Here is a 6,891-nt window from a genome sequence, read left to right on the forward strand (position 1 = left end):
CGGCGGCTGGCCCCGGCTTCGCGGGCGCGAGGTGGAAGGCACGACCGTGGGCATTGTCGGCATGGGGGCGATCGGGCGCCGCGTCGCCTCGGTTATGGTCGCCATGGGTGCCGAGGTGCTTGCCCACGATCCGATGGAGCCCGCACTCGGCGCGCTTGCGGCACGCGTACGCTACGTGCCGCTCGATGAACTCCTGCGCGCCGCCGGGATCGTGACGCTGCACTGCCCGATGACGTCTTCCGGGTTGCCGATGATCGATGCCGCCATTCTGGAAGAGATGCGCCCCGGCGCGATCCTGGTCAACACCGCAAGGGCCGGCCTCATCGACGACGCGGCGGTGGTCGCCGCGCTGGAGGCGGAGAGGCTCGGCTGCTACGCGACGGATGTCTTTGCGGAGGAGCCGCCGCGCGACAAACGCCTGTCGGCGCATCCCCGCGTGATCGCCACGAGCCACATCGGCGGCTTCACCGATGGCAGCGTGACACGTGCCACCGAGGCGGCGGTGGAGAATCTCCTGAAACATCTGGCGGTGCAAAATGCGTCCGCCTGAAGTCATCACGGAAGAGGTGTGTGAGGATCTGCCCGCCCGGATGGCGCGTCCTCCGGGTGAGGCTCTCAGACTCTATTGGCTGGGGCAGGCGGGTTTCGTCATCGAAGGGGCGGGGCGGCGGCTTGTGGTGGACCCTTATCTTTCCGAGAGCCTGGCCGAAAAATACCGGGGCACGCGCTTTCCGCACATTCGGATGATGCCACCGCCCGTCACTGCCGACGGTATCGCCCATGTCGACGCGGTGCTTTCAACGCATGCCCATACGGACCATCTCGACCCAGGCACCCTGCCGGCACTGATGGCGGCAAACCCGCAAGCCGTGCTGGTCGCGCCGGCCTCTGCCCGCGAAAAGGCCCTGGAGCGGTCGGGCATCGCGGAGGAACGGCTGGTGGCGGTGGACGCCGGCGAGAGGCGCGAGCCGCTCCCCGGCCTCGTCCTGACGGTTACCCGCGCCGCGCATGAGAGCCTCGAACGTGACGCGGACGGCCGCCACCTCTTTCTCGGCATGGCGGTGGATTTGTGCGGCCGCCGCATCTTTCATTCCGGCGACACGGTTCCCTTCCCGGGCCAGGCGGAGGAGGTGGCCGCGTTGCGCGCCGACCTGGCGCTCTTGCCGGTGAACGGACGAGACGCCTTCCGCGCCGCCAATGGGGTGCCGGGCAACATGGATGTGGGCGAGGCGGTTGCGCTCGCCCGTGCGACAGGGATCGGCACCGTCATCGCGCATCATTTCGATCTCTTCGCCTTCAATACGGTGCCGCGGGAGACGATTGGGAGGTTTGCCCGCCATGAAGAGAGCGTATACCTAAAGGCGGCGCGTCTCGGCGTCAGCTACAGGGTGCAGCCGGTCGTGTCCTGACCGGAAAGGTGACCGCATGAACATCAACGATCCGCAGCTTCTGACCAACCGGAACATCCTCGAAGTGGTGCGGACCGTGCGGCCCGACCTGCGCAAGTCCGACAGGAAGGTCGCCGACGCGCTGTTGAGCGATCCGCATCGCATCCTCAACGCGACCGTGGCCGAGACCGCGCAGATCGCCGAGGTGAGCCAGCCAACGGTGATCCGTTTCTGCACCGCCATCGGCTGCGAGGGCTTTCAGGACCTCAAGATCCGCCTCGCCCAGAGCCTGGCGCTCGGAACTCCCGCGACGCATTCGGCGATCACCGACGAGGACAGCCCCGAGGAGGTGGCCTCGAAGATATTCGACTACACCATCACCTCGCTCGACTGGGCCCGCAAGGCGTTGGACATGACCCAGATGAACGCCGCCGTGGACCTGATCCTGGAGGCGAACCACCTGGAGTTCTTCGGCTTCGGCGCCTCGGCCATCGTGGCCCAGGACCTGCAGCAGAAGTTCCCGCTCTTCGGCATCCCGTGCAATGCGACGATGGACAGCCACCAGCAGCTGATGGCGGCGTCGATGATGAAGCGCGGCTCGGTCGCCGTGGCGATCTCGAATACGGGCGGCACGCTGTCGATCGTCGAGCTTGCCCGGCTGGCGCGGGAGCAGGGCGCGCGCGTGATTTCGATCACCGGATCGACCCAGACCGCGCTCGTCGACTATTCCGACGTGGTGATCAATGTCGAGACGCTCGACAACACCGATCTGTTCACGCCGACGACCTCGCGCATCGCCGCGCTCGTGGCGGCCGACATCCTGTCGACGCTTGTCGCGCGGCGCCTCGGCAAGCCGCACAACCAGCGGCTGGTGCGCATGAAGCGCTACCTCAGCCAGATGCGCAAGAATGAAGCCTTTTGACGGGTCACGCCGCCGGCAACGCGTTCCGGCGCAAAAACGCCACGAAATCGGGCAGCTCGCGCATATGCCTAACGACATGGACGGCGCCGGCCTCCATCAGCCGGTCGCCGTGGCTCGGGTAGCTGTGACGCCCGCCGGTGAAGCCGACGACCCGCATCCCGGCCTTTCTCGCCGCCTGGACGCCAGCCACGCTGTCCTCGATAACGATGCAGTCCTGCGGGTCGGCGCCCACCTGCGAGGCGGCGAAGAGGAAGACGTCCGGCGCCGGCTTGCCGCGGGCGACCTGCTCGGCTGAATAGATGTGCGGCGCGAAGACGTCGCGCAGCCCGCAGCGGGTGAGTGCCACGTCGAGCTTCGCCAGCGACGAGGAAGAGGCGACGGCGCGCGGCCCCGGAATGGCCGACACGGCGGCGGCAACCCCTTCGACGGGCTCCAGCTCCGTCCTCAGCCGTTCCATCAGCAACGTTTCGGCCCGCTCCAGAAGTCCCTCGGGCCAGGGCTTGCCGCGCTCCTCGGCGAGTGCGGCCCAGATCGCCTTTTTCGGGTGGCCGATGAAACGCTGTATGAGATCCTCCGCGGTGATCGGATGACCGGCTTCGCTCATCAGGTGGGCATCGGTGCCGCAGGACAGAATCTCGCTGTCCACCAGCACGCCGTCGCAATCGAAAAGAATCATTCGCCGTAGGGAACCCAGATATTCTTCACCTGTGTCGCACGATGCAGGAAGCTGCGGCCCTGGCCCTCTCTGCCGGTCCAGTCGCGCGCCGCACCGTTCTCGACCCAGGTCTGCTTGAGATTGCCTGCGCTTTCGGCCTCGACCATCGCGCAGCCGGCGTCGCTGCCGAAGTACCACATCCCGGCCACGTCGTCGTGCTGGGCGAGGGTTTTGGACAGGGCATCCCGCGGCCCGGTGACGATGTTGACCACCCCTCCCGGCACATCGGACGTGTCGAGCACCTGATAGAAGTCCGTCGCCGCGAGCGGGTGCGCCTGCGAAGGGATCGCCACGACCGCGTTGCCCATGGCGATGGCCGGCAGCACCGTGGAGACGAATCCGAGCAGCGGATGGGCGAGCGGGCAGGCGATGCCGATCGTGCCGAGCGGTTCGTGCATGGCAAGCGTCACGTTCGACGTCTTGGTCTGGTGCACCATGCCGTCGAACTTGTCGGCCTGTGCCGCGTACCAGAAGCAGCGGCGGACCGACGTTTCGACCTCGCGCCGGGCGGCATCCTTCGACGCGCCGAAGCTGCGCAGCCGGTCCGCGAACTCGGCGGCGCGCACGGAAAGATTTTCGCCCAGATAGTAGAGCACCTGGGCGCGATTGTGCCCCGTGGCCTTGCCCCAGCCGCCCGCCTTGTTCGCCGCCTCGACGGCGTTGCGGATGTCCTTGCGGTTGCCGTATCCGGCAAGGCCCACGGACGCCTTCTGCCCCATCACCGCGTAGGAATAGCCCGAGTCCGGCCGCGCCTGCTTGCCGCCGACATAGAGCTTGGCGGTGCGGTCGATGCCTTTGGCCTCGCCCTGTGCGGCGGGCGAGGGGTCGGGCTCCGGCAGGGCGGCCTCGCCCTTCTTCGCCGCCGGCCGGGGGTGAGCGAGATAGGCCGTCATGCCTTCGCGTCCGCCTTCGCGGCCGAAGCCGGATTCACGGTAGCCGCCGAAGCCCGCGCCGGCATCGAGCACGTTGGTGCAGTTGATCCACACGACGCCGGCTTTGATCTGCGCGGCGGCGTCCAGGCAGAGATTCACGTTTTCCGACCAGACCGAGGCGGCGAGGCCGTAGCGCGTGTTGTTGGCGAGCGCCACCGCCTCGTCGGGCGTGCGAAAGGTGGTCAGCGTGGCGACCGGACCGAAGATCTCCTCGATGGAAAGGATCGAGGCCGGTGCGACCTCGGTCACCAGCGTCGGCGGATAGAAGCAGCCTTCGGGCGCGCCCACCTGATGCAGCCTGGCGCCCTCGGCCGCGCCCTGCGCGACGAGGCTCTTGATTCGCTCGAGCTGAACCGGGTGCACGATGGCGCCGACATCGGTGCATTTGTCGAGCGGATCGCCCACGCGCAGATCGTCCATGCGCGCTTTGAGAAGCGTTTCGAACCGCGCGGCGACGGATTCGGCAACGAGCAGGCGCGCCCCGGCGCAGCACACCTGGCCCTGGTTGAACCAGATCGCATCGACGACGCCTTCGACCGCCGCGTCGAGATCCGCGTCGGCGAAGACCACGAAGGGCGACTTGCCGCCCAGTTCGAGGGTCAGGCTCTTGCCCGATCCGGCCGTCTGCCGGCGGATCGTCCGCCCGACCTCGGTGGAACCGGTAAAGGCGATCTTGTCTATGTCGTCGTGGGAAACGATGGCGGCTCCCGTCTCGCCGTCGCCGGTGACGATGTTCATCACCCCTTTCGGAAGGCCGCATTCGGCGGCGATTTCGGCGAAGGCCAGTGCGGTCAGCGGGGTGTACTCCGCCGGCTTCAGCACCACGGTGTTGCCGGCGGCGAGCGCCGGCGCGACCTTCCAGGCGAGCATGAGGAGCGGGAAGTTCCACGGGATGATCTGCCCGCAGACGCCGACGGGCCTGGCGCCGGGAAACTCGTCCTCCACCAGTTCGGCCCATCCCGCATGATGATAGAAGTGCCGCGCGACGAGCGGCACGTCGATGTCGCGGCTTTCGCGAATCGGCTTGCCGTTGTCGAGGCTTTCGAGCACGGCGAGGAAACGCGAATGCTGCTGCACGTGCCGGGCCAGCGCATAGAGATGAGCCGCGCGTTCGTGGCCCGACAGCGCGGCCCATCTGGGCTGCGCTGCGCGCGCGGCCTTCACCGCCGCATCGATGTCGGCCCCGCTGCCCTGGGTGACGTTCGCCAGCGCCTTGCCCGTGGCGGGGTTCGTCACCGCAAACGTTTCGCCGGGCCTGGTGAAGGCGCCGTCGATGAAATGGCCGAAGCCTTGTTTGTGCCGTTCCAGCCAGGCGGTGACGATGCCGGCATCCTCGGGGGCGGGGCCGTAATCCATGGTTCTCAGGATATCCTTGATCTCTGTCATGTCCTTCAGTCCCTAGGCGAGCGCGTGGCGCGAGAAGGCGGCGTAGCGTCCGGTGACGTAATGTTCGAGTTGCCGTTCGATGTCGGCCAGCATCGACGAGGCGCCGAAGCGGAACAGGTCGGGCTCCAGCCAGGGGCGTCCGAGCTCCTCCTTCATGAGGATCTGCCAGGCGAGCGCCTCCTTGGCGCTCTTGATGCCGCCGGCGGGCTTGAAGCCGATCCTGTGGCCGGTCATCTCGCCGTAATCCCGCAGCGCACGGACCATGACGAGGCTGACAGGCAGGGTGGCGTTCACGCTTTCCTTGCCGGTGGAGGTCTTGATGAAGTCGGCGCCCGCCTGCATGGCGACCATCGAAGCGGCGTAGACGTTGCGCAGCGTCTTGAGATCACCCGTGGCGAGGATGGCCTTCAGATGCGCCTTGCCGCAGGCCTCCCGCATGGCGGCGACCTCGTCATAGAGCGCTGCCCAGTCGTTTTTGAGGACGTGCTCGCGGGTGATCACGATGTCGATCTCGCCGGCGCCTTCGCCGACGGCGTAGCGGATCTCCTCGAGCCTGAGCTTCAGCGGCATCAGGCCCGCGGGAAAGCCGGTGGCGACGGAGGCGACCGGGATGTCCGTGCCGCGAAGCGCCTTGACGGCATGGGCGACCATGGTCGGATAGACGCAGACCGCGCCGGTGGTGAGCGGCATGCCGGCAATCCCCAGCCCCTCCTTGAGGTGCTGCGCCAGGGGGTTGCGCGCCTTGGCGCAGAGCCGCTTCACCCGTCCCTCGGTATCGTCGCCCGAAAGCGTCGTCAGGTCGATGCAGCGCACGGCATTCACAAGCCAGGCCGCCTGGTGGAGCTTCTTGACCGTCCGCCGCGTGGTCAGCGTGGCGGCCCTTTGCCGGGTGGCGCTGAGGTTTACGCCGTGGCCCTCGAACATGGCCGGCGTCAGCGCCATTCCCGGATTGCGTGCGTGCCCGCCGGTGCCGGAGTCGGCGGCCCGGAGGGCGTGGGTGGCGGCCGGGCCGCTCGACCCGGCGCGGTTCTCTTGCGCGTCAACGGTCATGAACATGCTCCAATGCATAGGTTGCCGTCGCCTCGTCGGTGACGAGGACGTTGATCAGTCCGGCGCGCAGGGCGCCGAGGACGACATCGTGCTTTTCCGTACCGCAGGCGATACCGACGGCGCGCCCGCAGCGCTTCAGTTCCGAAAAGGACAGGCCGATGGTGCGCTGGTCGAGTTCCTGGTCGACGATCGCACCGCGCCTGTCGATGAAACGGCCCAGCACGTCGCCGATCGCCCCCGCGCGCAGGAGCTTGTCGAGTTCCTTGTGCAGGATGTTGCCGGAAAGCAGAAGCGCGGAGTGCTCGTTGAGCGCGCCCATCGAGAAGCACAGGAGCTCTGCCGAGCGGGCGCGCTGCAGCACGTCCGCCACGATGCGGTCCTTCTCCAGGACTTCCCGTGTGGCGCGCTCGCCGACGATGGCGGGGACGGGCAGCGGGACGAACCGCCCGTTGCCCTTGCGCGCGAAGGTTTCGGCCACCTCGTTGTGGCCGCCGGCCT

The 6,891-nt window shown here is 67.7% G+C and carries 7 protein-coding genes; 3 read left to right on the plus strand and 4 right to left on the minus strand.

Annotated elements, in window-relative coordinates; genetic code table 11:
• From ACFP9U_RS22805 to ACFP9U_RS22815, 3 genes are all read left to right on the plus strand, one after another.
• Window positions 1-550: NAD(P)-dependent oxidoreductase (locus ACFP9U_RS22805; protein ID WP_378624973.1), on the plus strand; the 550-nt coding region annotated here is incomplete at its 5' end.
• A complete protein-coding gene (locus ACFP9U_RS22810; RefSeq protein WP_378624975.1) occupies window positions 537-1,409 on the plus strand; it encodes an MBL fold metallo-hydrolase in 873 nt (290 codons plus the stop codon). The genes ACFP9U_RS22805 and ACFP9U_RS22810, both read left to right, overlap by 14 nt.
• Window positions 1,410-1,425: 16 nt before the next feature.
• Complete coding sequence (locus tag ACFP9U_RS22815) at window positions 1,426-2,310, plus strand: MurR/RpiR family transcriptional regulator (protein WP_322449786.1); 885 nt, start codon at window positions 1,426-1,428, stop codon at window positions 2,308-2,310.
• A gap of 4 nt (window positions 2,311-2,314) precedes the next feature.
• On the opposite strand, the gene ACFP9U_RS22820 is transcribed toward ACFP9U_RS22815, so the two are convergent.
• The 4 genes from ACFP9U_RS22820 to ACFP9U_RS22835 all read right to left on the minus strand — a co-directional run.
• Window positions 2,315-2,986: an HAD family hydrolase gene (locus ACFP9U_RS22820; protein ID WP_378624977.1), complete on the minus strand. Its 672-nt coding sequence runs from the start codon at window positions 2,984-2,986 to the stop codon at window positions 2,315-2,317.
• A complete protein-coding gene (locus ACFP9U_RS22825) occupies window positions 2,983-5,343 on the minus strand; it encodes an aldehyde dehydrogenase family protein (RefSeq protein ID WP_378624979.1) in 2,361 nt (786 codons plus the stop codon). The genes ACFP9U_RS22820 and ACFP9U_RS22825 overlap by 4 nt, the downstream gene beginning before the upstream one ends.
• Before the next feature lie 12 nt (window positions 5,344-5,355).
• Window positions 5,356-6,285: a deoxyribose-phosphate aldolase gene (gene deoC / locus ACFP9U_RS22830; RefSeq protein ID WP_378624982.1), complete on the minus strand. Its 930-nt coding sequence runs from the start codon at window positions 6,283-6,285 to the stop codon at window positions 5,356-5,358.
• Window positions 6,286-6,382: 97 nt separating this feature from the next.
• Window positions 6,383-6,891: sugar-binding domain-containing protein (locus ACFP9U_RS22835; protein WP_378624981.1), on the minus strand; the 509-nt coding region annotated here is incomplete at its 5' end.

Source organism: Nitratireductor sp. GCM10026969 (assembly GCF_042660605.1).
In the GTDB taxonomy this organism is placed as follows: Bacteria; Pseudomonadota; Alphaproteobacteria; order Rhizobiales; family Rhizobiaceae; genus Chelativorans.